Consider the following 15,391-nt stretch of genomic DNA (forward strand, 5'->3'; position numbering starts at 1 on the left):
ACTCACTCCACCCGAATATCGGCACGCGCCACGTAAGCGCCCATGTCTTCACTGAGCCCGCACGACTCCAAAAGCTGTGCCAAGGCCACGGCGTAGTCGTACGCGGTTTGGGCGCGCTCGGTGTGCACCTTGGCAAACTGGGTCTCGGCGTCTAACAGCTCCAGCGCGGTGCCGGTGCCTTGGGCCAAGGCGGCGGTGCGCAGGCGCAGCACCTCTTGCGCCAGATCCACACTGGGCTGCTGCGCCAGGTATTGCCGGCGGGCTTGGTCCACCAAGCGCCAGTTGCGCTCCACCAGCAGGGCAATGTCGCTGCGGGCTTGGGCGTCGCTGCGCTCGGCCTGCACCACCAGTTGCTGGGTCGCGGCCGACAAGGATGTGCGATCCATGGTGTCCCACAGGCTCCAGCGCACGCCCACGCCCGCCACCCAGTCGGCATTTTTTTCCTTGAGCTGGTGCTGGCCAAAGGCAAATACCTGGGGCTTGCGCAAGGCGTCTTCCCCGTCGTGCAATCGCTCTGCCTGGGCCTTTTTGGCCGCCACTTTGGCCAAGCCCGGGTGCTGGCGCAAGGCGGCGTCAATAAATCCTTCCAAACCGGGTAGGGGCTGGGAATTCAAGAACAAGGGTGTTGCGGCTTGTGGCACAGGTCCTTGGGCGCGCAAGGTGCGGGCCAGTGCAATGGTGGCTAACTCGGCGTCGTCCTGGGCTTTCTGGGCGTTGCGCCTGGCCTCTTCCAGCGCAGCACGCACTTGCAGTCGCTCGACCCGCGCCATGACGCCAGCGCTCAGCATGCGCTCGGCGCTTTGGTCATGCTTTTCTACGTTGGCAAAGGCCGCTTGGCGCAAGCGCGCCGCCTTGGTGGCCAGTTGCGCGCCAAAGTAACGCTGCACCAGCAGTGTGGCCAGCTCATCCCGGGTGCGCAAGGCGTCGGCCTGGGCCTCTTGGGCCTGTGCGTTGACCAAGCCGCGCACCGCATCACTGGCGCCGCCCATGTACAAAGGCCAAGTGGCGGACACGGAGGCGGTCGTGTTGCTGTCTTCTTTTTTGTAGGTGTAGTTGGAGGGGAAGGGGTTCGCCGGAATGGGCAGGCGCTGCAGGGGCGGCGGCAGCATCTGCGTGGCCTGCGCCAAACCCCGGTTGATGGGGTCTAGGCTCACATCCAGGCTGGCGCTGTAGTGGTAGGCCGCGCCGCTCACCGCCACACTGGGGCCGCCTAAACCGCTCAGGCCTTGGCCTTGCAGGGTTTTGTGGTCCACGGCGGCTTGGGCAGCGGCCAGTTTGTCGGAGTTGGCTTTGACCAAGCTCCACGCCGCGTCGTAGCTCAGGTTGTCTGCCGCCGGGGTTTGGGCCAGCGCCACGAGCGCCCAGGATGACAGTGCGGCGGCCAAAGTGCTTCGTAAGGCAAAAGGCATGTGCATAGGCGGGTTGAAAAGTGCTTGCATTATCGGCCAGGCCTGCGCCATTGTGGCGTCATTTCAGGGCCTGCGATGGAGAAAATGGCCCTTTGCGCCCACGGAATAAGCGCAAGCAGCTATACAAACCATAGCAATTGCCGCTAACGGGTAGTTCTGAAGACAGCTCGCCCCTGATCCGTCGTCCCAAGACGCCACGCGCTTGCATCATTTCTTCCAAATGGCCAAAGCGCAAGGGGCAAGCTGCGTACCAGCGGGCGCACACATAGCAAAGCACTCAACAGCAATTGCAAAGCCGTTTTTACAAAGACACGCCGTTAGCTTCCTCACAATGGCTGATTGCGACAGAACCGCTGCGACCTGCATCCGGTGATGCGCGATGAAGACCTAGGTTTGCTGCAAGGCGGCCTCAAAGCCATCGGCTTCAGCGGGCGGCGCGAGGGCGGTGGCTACTTTTTACCGCGTGCGGTATTTGAATGAAGGGGCTAACGATGCAACGAACGACTCAACGCGCATTCACTTGCGCAACCTTGGCCCGGTCCACCACGGATAAGCCACGGAGCTAAGCCATGCCCACCACCACCCTCATCCCCGCAGAGCGCATCCTCACCATTAGCAGCGCCAGCCTAGAGGCCCAAGCCGGTCACGCCCAACTTCAAGCCGTGCGCTTGGAAGGCCACGAAGGCATCAACCAACTCTTTCGCTACCAACTCACCCTGCAAACCCCGGACACCTCGGTCCCGGGTGGCCTGGTAGAGCTGGACCTCCAAGCCCTCATGGGCCAGGCCATTAGCTGCCACATCCAGCTCGAAGGCATGGGCACGTTTGAGGCGGGCAGCATCGGTGGGGTCGTCAAGGGCCAACTCGCCACCCCCCACCAAGGCAGCGGAGAGCGCCAAATCAGCGCCCTCATCACCGCAGCCACCCTCATTCAAGAAACCCCGCGCCAGCGCGTCTACCAACTCACCCTGGAGCCCTGGCTGGCCCAGGCCCGGCTCAAGAGCGACTGCAAAGTCTTCCAAGACATGAGCCCGGTCGACGTGATCGAACACGTGCTGGCCAACTACCCCCAGCCCAGTACCAAGAGGCTCCTAGAGAGCTACCCCGTGCGCGACTACTGCGTGCAGTACAACGAAACCGACCTGCAATTCATCACCCGGCTCATGCAAGAGTGGGGCATCAACTACCACTTCGAGCACAGCGGCGAGGCCCACCGCCTCATCTGGAGCGACCACAACGGCGCCTTCCAAATCCGGCAACAAGACCTGCAACAAAACAGCGCTGATCCCGGCCTCAACCCCTACCACACCATCCCCTACTACCCGCTGGGGCACAAGACCGACCGCGAGTACATCCACCGCTTCAGCCCGGTGCAGCGCCTGACTGCCAGCGCCTACGCCAGTGCCGACTACGACTACACCCGCCCCCAGGCCAGCCTGGCGGTGCAAGCCAGCAGCGACCATGCAGGCAATCACCCGGCCCACCAGATCTACCTCTGGCGGGGAGGGAACAGCGGAGTGAACAGTGGAGCAGGTGGTGGAGCAAACACCTCCCTCTCTTCCTCCGACTACAGCCAGCCCAATGCAGGCGCAAACAGTGCCGCCAACCAGACCGAACCCCAAGGCCAACACCTAGCTCGCTTGCGCCTGCAAGCCCTGCGCCAGGGGGCCTTACGCGCCCGAGGTGCCGGCCACATCCGCGGCATCGTGCCCGGCAGCAGCTTCACCCTGGCCGAGCACCCCCAGACCAGCGCCAACACCGAATACATCGTCTTGCACACCACACTCGACATAGAAAACCCGAGTGAGCACAAAACAGGTAGCACCAACACCCAAGACACCACCCAAGGAAAGTGGCGCGTCCACACCGAATTCGAGGTCCAGCCCAGCACCATCGCCCTGCGCCCTGACGGCACACAGAGCAAACCCCTGATCCCCGGCCCCTTGAGCGCCTTGGTAGTCGGCCCCGCAGGGGCCAACCACCACACCGACTACCTCAGCCGCGTCAAGGTGCACTTCCCCTGGGATAGGCACGACGCGCGCGACCAACGCAGCAGCTGCTGGGTGCGGGTGGCAAGCCCTTGGGCGGGCAACCAGCTAGGGGCCATCCACATTCCCCGCATCGGGCAAGAAGTGCTGGTGAGCTTTGAAGGCGGCGACCCGGACAAACCCATCGTTATCGCCTCTGTCTACAACCAGAACAACCAGCCTCCCTGGGAGCTGCCCGGCCAACAAGCCTTAAGTGGTATGCGTAGCCGCGAGCTCACCGCAGGCCAAGGCAACGCCGCCGCAGGAAGAAGCAACCATGTGCTCTTGGACGACACCGCAGATCAAATCCAGGTGCAGGCCAAGAGCGACCACCAGCACAGCAGCTTGAGCCTAGGCCACATCACCCGCATAGAGAGCAGGGCAGGCCGCCAAGAACACCGGGGCGAAGGCTTTGAGCTGCGCACGGATGGCCACGGCGCTATCCGCGCCCAAGACGGCTTGCTCATCACTACCGAATAACGATAAAAAAGGCCTGGCCCAATCCAAACATGCCAAAGCGAAAAAAAGCTACATGGATAAACATGGTGCCACCTTGGCCGGTCAGTTCGAGAAGGCTTTGCGCATCAACCCGCTGATCAAGCAGATTTTTGATCCCTTCATCATGGATAGCGACACCCGCGACGCCGTTGAGCCCAGCGCCAACTTTGTGACCCCTAGCACATCGGCCAAGACGCAGGTCACTACTCTGCAGGGGGACGTAAAGCCGGCCGAAAAAACCAATGAGTTCATCCACCGCAACCACCTGCATGTGACCGCAGTGGATGCGTATTTGCTACCTTGAGGAACATCGACATGCAAGCAATGAAACTGCGTAAGGTGTTGGTGTGGGTGAGCTTGGGCCTGTGTATAGCGGTGGTCGCGCTGCAAGCGGCGCGGGCACAAAACCAAGCAGCGCAAGCCCCGCCCAAATACTCGATGTTGCGGTACGAATGGCTCAAGAAGCCATGGACGGTGCGCTATGTGATTGAGGTATATCTACGCCCCAATTCACTCATTAAATACGCAAAAAAGGAGAACGCCAAGAGCGAAGCCAAGCACTCGCCCGAGTTCAGGGATTACCAAGAATATGTGGCTCCTGTCTTGCCATTCCAAGGGCAACCCTATGCCAACCAGGACGATCCTGGCTTTAACAACACCTACGGTGACTTTGGCCTCTTCGTCTTGCAGTTTGATCGCACCGGCCAGCTCATCAGCCCCCACATCGCGCCCATGCCTTTGATGGCTAAACAAATCTTGGATACAGAGAACCGTCGCAACGTGCAGTTGTACGAAGGCGGTGGGCAACCCGGCAGCAATTGGTATTACTTGGGCGAGTGGTGGGACTACCTGCCCGGCCCCTTGGGGGAGTCGGTCACGCCCGCCCTGTGCTCAGCACATGATGACGGTCGGTATGGATTGGGCAGCGGTTACCGTGCGTTCAATCCAGACAAAAAATTCAGTGTTCAAGAAGTCCTCGACTCACAAGGCATCTTCGGCTGCCGTGAATGGACTTACCAACTCAAACGCCCGGTCAGTGTGGCAGGCCTTGGTGGCCAAGTCCCCGACGCCCAAGGCCTCTGCGCAGGCGGCTTTGAACCCGGCATGTACAAAGGCCGCCTAGTCTGCCCCGGTCTGGACGAGAGCAGCCATTACAAGCCCAACGCCAAGGGCTTTGTACAGCCCTACATCGACGTTACCAGCTACCACGACAAAGTGGGCAAGAAGGGCACCATAGGCCACTTCATCGGCTGGGCCGGGTTTGATGACCCGGTGCGCCCCGTCATTGGCAAGTTTGGCGACCGCTGGGTCTGCCTGCACGAATGCCCCGATGGCGCAGCCCCCGGCCCGATTGAGGACATCGCCCAGTGGACCACCCGGCGCGGCTGGCCCCTGCCCAAGCCCGGGCCGTATTTTGTGGACAGCAAGTTCAAGGCGAGCAAAGAGGACTTGGAGGAGTGATGCAGCACCTTGCCCGCCCGACATTCATCCTCTACACCGGGAGCTACCGCGCCCGCGCAGGGCGGGGTGAGGTGCACCTGCCTGGAACTGGCCTTCTACATGCAAAAAAGGCGAATCGCGCATGTGGAGTATGGGCAAGCAGCTATCAAAAAAAGAGCTACCACCTGCATGTGACCGCAGTGGATGCGTATTTGCTACCTTGAGGAACGCCAACATGCAAGCAATGAAACTGCGTAAGGTGTTGGTGTGGGTGGGTTTGGGCCTGTGCATGGCGGGTTGTGCTCTGCAAGCGGCGCGTGCGCAGGACTCTGCAGCAGCACCAGCCCCCCTCAAGTACGACAAAGCGTGGTACCAATGGCTCAAGAAGCCATGGACGGTGCGCTATGTGATTGAGGTGGATGAACTTGCGAAAGGCATGGATAAATATGCCAAAAAGAACAACGCCAAGAGCGAAGCCAAGCATTCGCCCGAGTTTCGGGATTACAAGGAATATGTAGCCCCTGTTTTGCCGTTCCAAGGGCAGGCCTATGCCAGTGAAAGGAATCCACTGTCTGGAAGCATGTACGGTGACTTGGGTCTCTTTGCGTTTGAGTTTGACCGCACCGGCCAGCTCATCAGCCCCCACACCGCGCCCATGCCCTTGATGGCCCGGCAAACGCTGGATGGCGAGAACCGCACCATGGTCGCGTTGTCTGAAGGCGATGGCAAACCTGGCAGCAATTTTTATGCCTTGGGCGAGTGGTGGGACTACCTGCCCGGCCCTTTGGGAGAGTCAGTGACCCCCGCGCTGTGCTCTGCGTTTGATGATGGTCGCTACGGCGTCAGCAGCAGCGCTCGAGTGTTCTCCCCCGGCAAGAAGTTTGATGTCAAAGAAGTCCTGGACCCGCAAGCACAAGGCATCTTCGGCTGCCGTGAATGGACTTACCAACTCAAACGCCCGGTCAGTGTGGCAGGCCTTGGTGGCCAAGTCCCCGACGCCCAAGGCCTCTGCGCAGGCGGCTTTGAACCCGGCATGTACAAAGGCCGCCTAGTCTGCCCCGGTCTGGACGAGAGCAGCCATTACAAGCCCAACGCCAAGGGCTTTGTACAGCCCTACATCGACGTTACCAGCTACCACGACAAAGTGGGCAAGAAGGGCACCATAGGCCACTTCATCGGCTGGGCCGGGTTTGATGACCCGGTGCGCCCCGTCATTGGCAAGTTTGGCGACCGCTGGGTCTGCCTGCACGAATGCCCCGATGGCGCAGCCCCCGGCCCGATTGAGGACATCGCCCAGTGGACCACCCGGCGCGGCTGGCCCCTGCCCAAGCCCGGGCCGTATTTTGTGGACAGCAAGTTCAAGGCGAGCAAAGAGGACTTGGAGGAGTGATGCAGCACCTTGCCCGCCCGACATGTCGTCTACACACCGGTGGCCACCGCGCCAGAGTGGTGCGGGGTGGGGTGCACCTGCCTGGAACTGGCCTTCTACATGCAATAAGTGCCGATTGCGCTGGTGGAATATGGACAAGAAGCTATCAAAAAAAGAGCAACCACCTGCATGTGACCGCAGTGGATGCGTATTTGCTTCCTTGAGGAACACCGACATGCAAGCAATGAAACTGCATAGGGTGTTGGTGTGGGTGAGCTTGGGCCTGTGTATAGCGGTGGTCGCGCTGCAAGCGGCGCGGGCACAAAACCAAGCAGCGCAAGCCCCGCCCAAATACTCGATGTTGCGGTACGAATGGCTCAAGAAGCCATGGACGGTGCGCTATGTGATTGAGGTATACAAGTTTGCGAGTGATGCTGACAAATACGCCCAAAAGGACAACGCACAAAAGGAGGCAAAACATTCACCCGCATTCAGGGATTACAAGGAATATGTCGCACCTGTCTTGCCGTTCCAAGGCCAGCCCTATGCCCAGCAAGACGATGTAGTTTTCAACAACACCTACAGCGACTTTGGCCTCTTCGTCTTGCAGTTTGATCGCACCGGCCAGCTCATCAGCCCCCACATCGCGCCCAAGCCTTTGATGGCTAAACAAATCTTGGATACAGAGAACCGTCGAAACGTGCAGTTGTACGAAGGCAATGGGCAACCCGGCAGCAATTGGTATTACTTGGGCGAGTGGTGGGACTACCTGCCCGGCCCCCTGGGGGAGTCGGTCACGCCCGCGCTGTGCTTTGGGTTTGATGATGGCCGCTATGGCGTCAACAGCAGTGCTCGCGTGTTCACCCCCGGCAAGAAGTTTGATGTCAAAGAAGTCCTAGACCCGCAAGCACAAGGCATCTTCGGCTGCCGCGAGTGGACTTACCAACTCAAACGCCCGGTCAGCGTGGCCGGTCTTGGTGGTCAAGTGCCCGACGCCCAAGGCCTCTGCGCAGGTGGCTTTGAACCCGGCATGTACAAAGGTCGCCTTACCTGCCCCGGTCTGGACGAGAGCAGCCAATACAAGCCCAACCCCAAAGGCTTTGTGCAACCCTATATCGATGTGACCAGCTACCACGACAAAGTGGGCAAGAAGGGCACCATAGGGCACTTCGTCGGCTGGGCCGGGTTTGATGACCCGGTGCGCCCCGTGATTGGCAAGTTTGGCGACCGCTGGGTCTGCCTGCACGAATGCCCCGATGGCGCAGCCCCCGGCCCGATTGAGGACATCGCCCAGTGGACCACCCGGCGCGGCTGGCCTTTGCCCAAGCCCGGGCCGTATTTTGTGGACAGCAACTTCAAGGCGAGCAAAGAGGATTTGGAAGAGTGATGCAGCACCTTGCCCGCCCGACATTCATCCTCTACACCGGGCGACACCGCGCCCGCGTGGTGCCGGGTGGCGTGCGCGTGCTCGGTAGGGCGGAATTACATGCGAGAAAATAGCCCTTTGCGCCCACGGAATAAGCGCAAGCAACTATTGAATTTATAGCGTAAAGATTTTTCCCGGATTGAGGATGTTGTGCGGGTCTAGTGCGCGCTTGATGGTGCGCATCATCTCCACGGCCCCGTTGCCGGTCTCTTCCACCAAAAAGCCCTGTTTGTGCAGGCCCACGCCGTGTTCGCCCGTGCAGGTGCCGCCCAGTTTGAGGGCACGGGTGACCAGCTGGTGGTTGAGTTGTTCGGCCAGCGCGCGCTCTTCGGGTTTGTTGGGGTCAATCAGGTAGCCCATATGGAAGTTGCCGTCGCCCACATGGCCCACCATGAAGTAGGGCAGGCCGGCCTCGCGCGCCTCGGTCACGCTGTCCAAGAGCGCGTCTGCCAGGTGGGAGATGGGCACGCAGGTGTCGGTGGTGATGGCTTTGCAGCCCGGGCGGGACTGCACGCCCGCAAAGTAGGCGTTGTGCCGTGCGGTCCACAAGCGGGTGCGCTCCTCGGGCGTCTCGGCCCAGGCAAAGGCGGCGGCACCGTGTTCGTTGGCAATGTCTTGCACCAGCGCCACCTGTTCTTTCACGCCATCGGGCGAGCCGTGGAACTCCAACAGCAGCATGGAACTCTCGGGCAGGCTGAGCTTGGAGTGCGCGTTCACCATGCGGATGGTGTTTTCGTCCAGCAGTTCGCAGCGCGCAATCGGCACGCCCATTTGGATGATTTGGATGGTGGTGTTGACCGCATCCGCCAGCGTGGGGAACGAGCAGGTGGCCGCCATCACCGCTTCGGGCAAGGGGTAGAGCTTGACGGTGACCTCGGTGATCACGCCTAGCGTGCCTTCGCTGCCCACAATCAGGCGGGTCAGGTCGTAGCCCGCGCTGCTTTTCTTGGCCCGCGTGCCGGTGCGGATGACTTCGCCGCTGGCGGTCACCACTTCCAGTGCCAGCACGTTTTCGCGCATGGTGCCGTAGCGCACCGCGTTGGTGCCGCTGGCACGGGTGGCGCTCATGCCGCCAATGGTGGCGTCCGCGCCCGGGTCTATGGGGAAGAAGAGGCCAGTGGACTTGATCTCGTCATTGAGTTGCTTGCGTGTCACGCCGGGCTGCACCGTCACCGTCAGGTCTTCGGCGTTGATGGACAGCACCTGGTTCATGCGGCTCACATCCAGGCTGATGCCGCCTTGCACGGCCAGCAAGTGGCCCTCTAGCGAAGAGCCCACGCCAAAGGGAATCACCGGTACCCGGTACTGCGCGGCCAGCGTGACGGCATCGCTCACATCCTGTGTGTTCTGCGCAAACACCACGGCCGAGGGCGGCGGCACGTCAAAGGCCGATTCATCGCGCCCGTGCTGCTCGCGCACCACCAGTGCGGTAGACAGTTGCTCACCAAAACGCGCCTGCAAGGCCGCCAAAAACGCGGGAGGCACAGGGCGTTGCGCAACTTCAGGCAGCAGGGGCGGGAGGTGAGGGGTGTTCATAGCAAGACTCCGGTGTGGTTGCAGCGCAAGGCCGCTGCGTTACCCATTCTAAGAACCCACGCGCCGCGAAAGGCTGACGCCAGGCTGGCAGCGCCCAGGGCACCCCGCTATTCGGCTGACAGCGTGAAGTTTTGGATGACGGTGATGTGTTCCCCCGCAGGCCGAGATCCGTTTGCGGGAACTTGAAATGTCATGCTCACTGCCATAGGGAAAATATTGGGCAAAGGCGTGGTGCCCAGCACGCTTGCGCGCTCCAGTTCCCACGCCCATGTTTGTGGCTGGGACAGCGCACGCGTGTCGCGGTGCAAGACTTTGTTGTCGCGAATCTGTTTGACCTCCAGCACGTAGTTGCCAGCGCGCGTGCCCTCGGTGCGCACCTCTAAGCGCCAGTTGTGGTTGGGCAAGGGCGTCACCTTAAAGCCCGTGATTTTGAAAGCCCCCGCGACCGATTGCGCATAGCTTGCCAAGTCCAGCGCGTCTTGCTTTTGGCGCGCTTGGTAAGCCTTTGCCACGTCTTGGCAGCGCTGCGGTGAGTGGCTTGATCCGTCGCCCCACAGAGAGCGCCGTTCAATCACTTTGGGGCACAGGTCGGCGCGGCCCGTGCGCCGCACCAACTCCATGTAGCAGGCCGAGCGGTAGTAGTAGGTTCTGCCTGCGCCCGGAAACGAGAACCATGCCCCGTCCGTCATGCCGCTCGCGTAGGCGTTGGGTGGCGTGGCCTCGCACACGGCCTCCAGTTGAGCGGTGTTGTAGCGGTCGTACTGTAGGGTGGGGCTGTCTGTGCTGGGCTGGGCCAACACAGTGCCGCTGGCACTGAGCAGCAGCATCGCCAAGGTCTTCCATGAAGTTCTGCGTAGGTCCATGCGGCGCAGTATGGCGTGGGGTCCACTCCCCGGCAAGCCGCCATAGCGTAAGGACTTGTAGCTGCTGCCACAATGGCGCCATGGCAAACCGACTCACACAAATCGCCACCCGCACTGGGGACAATGGCACCACTGGGCTGGGTGACAACACCCGGGTTTCTAAAAACAGCTTGCGCGTGCACGCCATGGGCGAGGTGGACGAGCTCAATTCGCACATCGGCGTCCTGCTGTGCGAAGACATGCCGCAAGGCGTGCGCACCCTGCTGGTAGAGGTGCAACACCAGCTCTTCAACTTGGGCGGAGAGCTCTCTATTCCCGGCTATGAGTTGCTCAAACACGAAGCGGTGCTGGCCTTGGACGAGGCGCTGGCCGAGCACAACGCCCATCTGCCACGCCTGCAAGAGTTCATCTTGCCCGCCGGTAGCCGCGCTGCGTCGCTGGCCCATGTGTGCCGCACCGTCGCCCGCCGTGCGGAGCGCGCCGTGGTGGCCTTGGGCAACGAAGAGGCCTTGAAAGACACGCCGCGCCAATACCTCAACCGCTTGTCGGATTTGATGTTTGTACTCGCCCGCGTGCTCAACCGCCACCGCACCGACGGCACTGTGGGTGACGACGTGTACTGGAAAAGCGAACGCATGGCCAAGGGCGCGGCTGAGTAAGACATTGCCAACGCATTTGCCCAAGGCGCAGCCCCAAGACACCATGTCCCTCCCCGGCAAGGCCGATGCCCAAGCGGCGGTCGAGCTAGCGCTTAGCGGCTAGTGCTGTGAGCGTAAAAAAGCCACCTGCAGAGGTGGCTTTTGGCTGCGTGGGGTTAGCGCTTATTTCTTGGGGGCTTCGGCTTTGGCTACCCCTGCATCTGCTTTTGCCTTCGCGTGCGCGGCCTTGGCTTCTTCACGTTTGGCTTTAGCGGCTTCGCGCTTGGCCTTCAATGCTTCCATCTTGGCCTTGCGGGCTTCCGCCTTGGCTTCTTTGCTCATTTCGGCAGGTTTGGCCGCAGCGGCTGGTGCTGCTGCTGGTGCTGTTACGGCTGGCTTAGCGGCGGGGGCTGCAGGTGCTGCGGTTTGAGCGAATGCGCCCAAGGTGGATACGACAAGTGTTGCGGCGATGAGAGTTTGTTTGAACATGGTCTTCTTAACTGTTCATGGCGACGTTGCCATAGCTCTTTAACGCCGGGGCCCGTGGCCCGCCTACTGGGCTTGGGTAAAGCTATGTAAAGCCAGCGCTGTGTCATGCCGGGCTCAAGAAGGGCCGCAGCAGTTGGTTAGGTAGGTGCTGGCAAACCACACCAAGAAGCCCACAAACGCGACGGCCAAGCCGCAGACAGCAAGCAGGCGGCCAAAGCGTGGTGTGTATTCTTTGCGTGGGGCTGGATCGGGAGCGTCAGACATAAGTGTGTTGAAAGTGGTTGCTATATAAATAGTAGCTACTTCTGCAATAGGGATGGGCGCTACAGCCTAATTTTGCCAAGTCTATGAGCGGGCACCCAAGACCGACATGGTGAGGCGTGACACGCACGTCATCTCGCCAGCGTCGTTACGCATATCGATTTGCCACACCTGTGTGGTGCGGCCAATATGCACTGCGCGTGCCGTGCCCGTGACCCAGCCCGCCTTCACGCCGCGCAGGTGGTTGGCGTTGATGTCCAGGCCCACGGCTTGGTGCCCCGGGGCGCAGGCGAAGTTGGCACCGCACGAGCCCAAAGTCTCGGCCAACACCACGGACACACCGCCGTGCAGCAAGCCAAAGGGTTGCACCGTGCGTGCGTCTACCGGCACGCGGCCCACCAGGTAGTCGTCACCCACTTCTAAAAACTCAATGCCCAAATGGCTCACCGCTGAGTTCAGGCTGAACTGCGTGAGGGCGTCTACAGAGATGGGTTTTTGCCAAATAGGCATGTGCGGTCCTTGTCTGAAAATGGTGAGGGGCTGGCCGTGCCGTGCCCATGTCCAAGATGGTACGTGCAAACCCACAAGCGCCCATGCCGTGCGCCAATGCGGTGCATGCAGCTTGGGTTCATGGGGTGCGCGAACCTGCCTGCTAATGGTGCAACTACGCGGCTCTGCCTAGGTGCAATGAGGGTAAATACGCCCGTGTAAACCCCCGTGGAAACGCTGGCACGAAACTCGCATGGATGGCTAGAATAAGTTGACCAATTGGTTAGCTTATGCAGGCAAACCCTTTGGCAACTACAGCGACTTACCACACCTGGGCGTCAATGAACCATTCTGAATCCACTCACTTGGGCACGGCCCCAAGCCAGACCCACCTCCAGCAGCGGACGGCGGTAGAGGTGCGCAATGCCAGCGTGATTTACCAAACGGCAGACACCCCCGTTCACGCACTGAGCGACATCGATCTCCACATTGCCGAAGGCGAATTTGTATCGCTTATCGGGCCCTCAGGCTGCGGCAAAACCACGCTGATGCGGGTGATTGCCGACCTTGAGCACATCAGCGCTGGCGAGGTGCTGGTCAACGGTGTGAGCCCCCATGACGCGCGCTTGGCCCGAGCTTACGGCTATGTTTTTCAAGCGCCTGCCTTGTTTCCTTGGCGCAATGTGTTGGCCAATGTGACGCTGCCCCTGCAGATCCAAGGCAAAGGCAAGGCGGAGGCAAAACGCATCGCCATGGAGCACCTGGAGCGCGTGGGCTTGAAGGGCTTTGAAGGCAAGTACCCCTGGCAGCTCTCCGGCGGCATGCAGCAGCGGGTGTCTATTGCGCGTGCGCTCTCGTTTGAACCCAAGATTTTGATGATGGACGAGCCCTTTGGTGCGCTCGACGAAATCACGCGTGACCGCCTGAACGAGCAGCTGCAGCAACTCTGGCAGCGCGAGCGCCGTACCGTCGTGTTTGTGACCCACAGCATTGCCGAGGCGGTGTATTTGTCGACCAAGATTGTGGTCATGTCCCCACGGCCCGGACGCATCGTGAAAGTGATCGATTCGCCGCTGCCCGATGAGCGCCATTTGGGCTTGCGGGACACGCCAGCCTTTATGGAGCTGGCCCACGAAGTGCGCGAGGCCTTAGCCGATGGCCACCACTAGATCACTGCCTCAGCGCCTTGTGCACGACTGGCTGCCAGTCGCAGTAGTGCTACTGGCGGTCCTCATCGCTTGGTATGTTGCAGCCTGGGGCCTCAATGCGCAAGGCGCCATTGAGCGGGTGCTCGATGAAGAAGCGGGCTACACCCAGATGGAGTTGTTCGAGGCCACCATGACCATGGAGCGCCCGCTCATGCCCGCACCGCACCAAGTGGCCATGGACTTTTATGAGAGCCTGACCGAGTGGCCTATCGACTCGCCGCGCAATCTGATTTACCACGTCATCGTCACTGGCCAGTCCACGCTGCTGGGCTTTGCCATGGGCACGGCACTGGGGCTGGTGCTGTCAGTACTCATCGTGCACAGCCGCACTTTGGACAAGGCTTTGCTGCCCTGGATCGTGGCCTCACAAACGGTGCCGGTGCTGGCCATTGCGCCCATCGTCTTGGTCATATTGGGCAGCCTGGGTTTTGCAGGCACCGCGCCTAAAGCGGTGATTGCCATGTACCTGTGTTTCTTCCCGGTCACGGTGGCCATGGTGCAGGGCCTGCGCTCGCCGCAAAAGATTGAAACCGAGATGATGCACACCTACGCCGCATCCCGCTGGCAGTCGCTGTGGCTCTTGCGCTTGCCTGCGGCCTTGCCCTTTCTGTTCCCCGCCTTGCGTGTGGGTGTGGCAGCGGGCTTGGTGGGCGCCATGGTGGCGGAGCTGCCTACCGGCGCGCAAGCGGGCCTCGGTGCAAGGTTGCTCACGGGTTCGTACTACGGGCAGACCACCCAAATTTGGTCAGCCTTGGTGATGTCTGCGCTTTTGGGGCTGGCCCTGACTGGCATCGTGGCGGGGGTTGAGCGCTTGGTGTTGCGCAGCCGGGGGGGCGTATGACAGAGAGCGTGACTTCCATGTGGTTTTGGCCCGGCATGCTGCTGCTGGCTTTGGTGGCGGGCTACAGCGTGTACCGCATGGCTGCAGTGCAAGGCGCGCGCTGGGTGGGCATGGCCACAGCCGCACTGTTTGGCGTGTGGGTGGTGCTGTTTTGGGAAATCTTGGTGCGCGCACTCGATGTGCCGCGCGTGCTCTTGCCTGCCCCGAGCTTGGTCATGGGCTCTATGGTGGACCACGCGCCCAAATTGTGGGGCGACTTTGTGCAAACTGTAGGCAAGGCCGTGGTCATTGGCTGGGCATTGGGTTGTGGCTCAGGCTTTTTAGTGGCCGTGGCCATTGACCGCATGCCTTTTTTGCAGCGCGGCTTGTTGCCTGTGGCCTCGCTCACCAGCGCTATTCCTTTGGTGGGCGTGGCACCCATTGCGGTGATGTGGTTTGGCTTTGAGTGGCCTAGCAAAGCCGCCGTGGTGGTGCTGATGACGTTTTTCCCCATGCTGGTGTCCACCTTGGCGGGCCTCAAAGCGGCGGGCAAGTTGGAGCGCGAGCTCATGTACAGCTATGCCGCCAGCTACACCCGCACCTTGCTGGCACTGCGCCTGCCAGCGGCCTTGCCGTTTATTTTTGGTGCGCTCAAGGTCAACGCTACGCTGGCCTTGATTGGTGCCATCGTGGCGGAATTTTTTGGCTCCCCAACCTCGGGGTTGGGCTTTCGTATCTCCACCGAAGCGGCACGCATGAACATGCCGCTGGTGTGGGGCGCCATTGTGGTGGCGGCCGTGACCGGGTCATTGGCCTACGCCTTGCTAGTGCAGTTGGAACGCCGCGCGGCGTTCTGGCACCCCTCGGTGCGTGAAGGGTGACCTCGCGCCGTGTTTGATGTGTACGTTGTTTTGACGA

Annotated in this window: 15 protein-coding genes; 9 read left to right on the forward strand and 6 right to left on the reverse strand. The window is 61.0% G+C overall.

Features of this window, described 5'->3' with window-relative positions:
- Positions 1 to 2: 2 nt before the first annotated feature.
- Entirely contained in the window at positions 3 to 1,439 is a 1,437-nt protein-coding gene (locus EXZ61_RS00310; RefSeq protein ID WP_237219040.1) for a TolC family protein, read from the reverse strand.
- A gap of 539 nt (positions 1,440 to 1,978) precedes the next feature.
- On the opposite strand from EXZ61_RS00310, the gene EXZ61_RS00315 reads away from it, so the two are divergent.
- The 5 genes from EXZ61_RS00315 (at position 1,979) to EXZ61_RS00335 (ending at position 8,130) form a co-directional block, all read left to right on the forward strand.
- On the forward strand, positions 1,979 to 3,916 hold the full coding sequence (locus EXZ61_RS00315) for a type VI secretion system Vgr family protein (protein WP_142808192.1): 1,938 nt from the start codon (positions 1,979 to 1,981) through the stop codon (positions 3,914 to 3,916).
- A 52-nt stretch (positions 3,917 to 3,968) separates the two neighbouring features.
- On the forward strand, positions 3,969 to 4,238 hold the full coding sequence (locus EXZ61_RS00320; protein WP_142808193.1) for a hypothetical protein: 270 nt from the start codon (positions 3,969 to 3,971) through the stop codon (positions 4,236 to 4,238).
- Between the two features lie 11 nt (positions 4,239 to 4,249).
- Positions 4,250 to 5,395 (forward strand): hypothetical protein, encoded by a 1,146-nt coding sequence (locus tag EXZ61_RS00325; protein ID WP_142808194.1) that lies wholly within the window; start codon positions 4,250 to 4,252, stop codon positions 5,393 to 5,395.
- A gap of 214 nt (positions 5,396 to 5,609) precedes the next feature.
- Positions 5,610 to 6,764 (forward strand): hypothetical protein, encoded by a 1,155-nt coding sequence (locus EXZ61_RS00330; RefSeq protein ID WP_142808195.1) that lies wholly within the window; start codon positions 5,610 to 5,612, stop codon positions 6,762 to 6,764.
- A 214-nt stretch (positions 6,765 to 6,978) separates the two neighbouring features.
- Entirely contained in the window at positions 6,979 to 8,130 is a 1,152-nt protein-coding gene (locus EXZ61_RS00335; RefSeq protein WP_142808196.1) for a hypothetical protein, read from the forward strand.
- Between the two features lie 153 nt (positions 8,131 to 8,283).
- Here EXZ61_RS00335 and EXZ61_RS00340 read toward each other — a convergent pair whose 3' ends face one another.
- Both EXZ61_RS00340 and EXZ61_RS00345 read right to left on the reverse strand, forming a co-directional pair.
- Positions 8,284 to 9,705 carry an FAD-binding oxidoreductase gene (locus EXZ61_RS00340; RefSeq protein ID WP_142808197.1) on the reverse strand — a complete coding sequence of 474 codons (1,422 nt, stop codon included), beginning with the start codon at positions 9,703 to 9,705 and terminating at the stop codon, positions 8,284 to 8,286.
- 107 nt (positions 9,706 to 9,812) lie between these two features.
- Complete coding sequence (locus EXZ61_RS00345; protein WP_142808198.1) at positions 9,813 to 10,655, reverse strand: hypothetical protein; 843 nt, start codon at positions 10,653 to 10,655, stop codon at positions 9,813 to 9,815.
- On the opposite strand from EXZ61_RS00345, the gene EXZ61_RS00350 reads away from it, so the two are divergent.
- Entirely contained in the window at positions 10,649 to 11,227 is a 579-nt protein-coding gene (locus EXZ61_RS00350; protein WP_142808199.1) for a cob(I)yrinic acid a,c-diamide adenosyltransferase, read from the forward strand. The two genes, EXZ61_RS00345 and EXZ61_RS00350, sit on opposite strands and share 7 nt — an antisense overlap.
- 162 nt (positions 11,228 to 11,389) lie before the next feature.
- On the opposite strand, the gene EXZ61_RS00355 is transcribed toward EXZ61_RS00350, so the two are convergent.
- The 3 genes from EXZ61_RS00355 to EXZ61_RS00360 all read right to left on the reverse strand — a co-directional run bounded on the left by EXZ61_RS00355 (position 11,390) and on the right by EXZ61_RS00360 (position 12,466).
- Entirely contained in the window at positions 11,390 to 11,695 is a 306-nt protein-coding gene (locus tag EXZ61_RS00355) for a hypothetical protein (RefSeq protein WP_178084827.1), read from the reverse strand.
- A 114-nt stretch (positions 11,696 to 11,809) separates the two neighbouring features.
- Positions 11,810 to 11,959 (reverse strand): hypothetical protein, encoded by a 150-nt coding sequence (locus EXZ61_RS21835; RefSeq protein WP_168224648.1) that lies wholly within the window; start codon positions 11,957 to 11,959, stop codon positions 11,810 to 11,812.
- Positions 11,960 to 12,040: 81 nt separating this feature from the next.
- Positions 12,041 to 12,466, reverse strand: coding sequence for a hotdog fold thioesterase (locus EXZ61_RS00360; protein WP_142808200.1), 426 nt, complete (start codon positions 12,464 to 12,466; stop codon positions 12,041 to 12,043).
- Between the two features lie 320 nt (positions 12,467 to 12,786).
- On the opposite strand from EXZ61_RS00360, the gene EXZ61_RS00365 reads away from it, so the two are divergent.
- The 3 genes from EXZ61_RS00365 to EXZ61_RS00375 are packed head-to-tail and all read left to right on the forward strand — an operon-like array spanning position 12,787 to position 15,354.
- Positions 12,787 to 13,614, forward strand: coding sequence for an ABC transporter ATP-binding protein (locus tag EXZ61_RS00365; protein WP_142808201.1), 828 nt, complete (start codon positions 12,787 to 12,789; stop codon positions 13,612 to 13,614).
- Entirely contained in the window at positions 13,601 to 14,494 is an 894-nt protein-coding gene (locus EXZ61_RS00370) for an ABC transporter permease (RefSeq protein WP_142808202.1), read from the forward strand. The genes EXZ61_RS00365 and EXZ61_RS00370 overlap by 14 nt, the downstream gene beginning before the upstream one ends.
- Entirely contained in the window at positions 14,491 to 15,354 is an 864-nt protein-coding gene (locus EXZ61_RS00375) for an ABC transporter permease (RefSeq protein WP_142808203.1), read from the forward strand. The genes EXZ61_RS00370 and EXZ61_RS00375 overlap by 4 nt, the downstream gene beginning before the upstream one ends.
- The last annotated feature ends 37 nt before the right edge of the window (positions 15,355 to 15,391 follow it).

This window comes from Rhodoferax aquaticus (genome assembly GCF_006974105.1).
Classification (GTDB): domain Bacteria; phylum Pseudomonadota; class Gammaproteobacteria; order Burkholderiales; family Burkholderiaceae_C; genus Allorhodoferax; species Allorhodoferax aquaticus_A.